The following is a 1045-nucleotide window of genomic DNA, read 5'->3' as shown; positions in this document are numbered from 1 at the left end:
CGAATCAGTACGTGCCCTTCATTGGTAAACTTCACGGCGTTACCCGCCAAATTAAACAGAATTTGGCGAAGTCGAGCACAATCGCCTGTGAACTCGGTGTTGTTCGGAACGTCGTTCTCAACAATCAGCTCAATGCTTTTTTCATCTATTAACGGTTGTATGGCGCTGCAAACCGGAGTTAAGACTTGTTCAAGATGAAACGGGGCTTTTTCCAGTTCTAGCTTATTTTCCTCAACTTTAGAAAAGTCCAAGATGTCGTTGAGGATAGTCATTAAATGCTGCCCTGAATCCAGAATCACCTTAATGTGCTCTTTGGTGACGGGCTCTTTGGTTTCCTCTGCAATCAACTGAGAAATCCCGAGCACACCATTCATTGGCGTTCTTAATTCGTGACTCATTGCAGCAAGAAAGCTGGATTTAGCCTTCGCCGCTCGCTCTGCTTTGTCCGTCTCGGCTTCCAACTCCGAGTTAAGCTGCTTCAAGTTGTGCATTCGGTATTGCAGTTGATACAAGAACGACCCGACTAACAACATCACTGCGACAAAAACAAACAGCCAAGTGAAGCGCGCCTCATTTTGGGCGAGAACAAGAAGTGAGTGCTCGGCCTCTTCCACAAACACAAAGTAGTTGTGATCCAGTAGCTCATTGGTCAACAGCTCGATTTTTTTATCGCTTTCATGTAAGCGCCCCAAAAAGTTCGCGCCACTTTCGCTTTGCTCCCCACTTTGATTCACTAAGTCGCGGCTAAAAAACTCGACGTAATGTTTATCTAATTGCGTTTCACCAATGTGCGTCGAAAACTCCTCTTCATAGATGTCCAACAGCATCAGCAAAGCGTATTGATTTTCGACTTGTACCCCAATCAACATGTCTAATTGCGAAGTGGTTTGAATAACTCGTTGCTCAAACTTGGCTAACGTCTGTTGTATTTTCTGGCGGTTGGGTGAGATGGGAAACCAAACGGCATTATCGAAGGTATCAGCCAATTTTTCCGCTTCAACTTCAATATCAACCAACGATTTAGTGAGCTCGAAGTTCTTTCTTT

1 protein-coding gene is annotated in these 1045 nt (G+C 44.7%); it reads right to left on the bottom strand.

What is annotated here, in order from left to right; translation table 11 throughout:
* On the bottom strand, window positions 1–1045 hold a 1045-nt coding region (locus tag R7O12_RS26865; protein ID WP_318127112.1), incomplete at both ends, for a histidine kinase dimerization/phospho-acceptor domain-containing protein.

The organism is Vibrio sp. Vb1574 (assembly GCF_033338675.1).
Note: the sequence above shows the minus strand (reverse complement) of the source record. Positions and strands in the feature narration are given on the sequence as shown.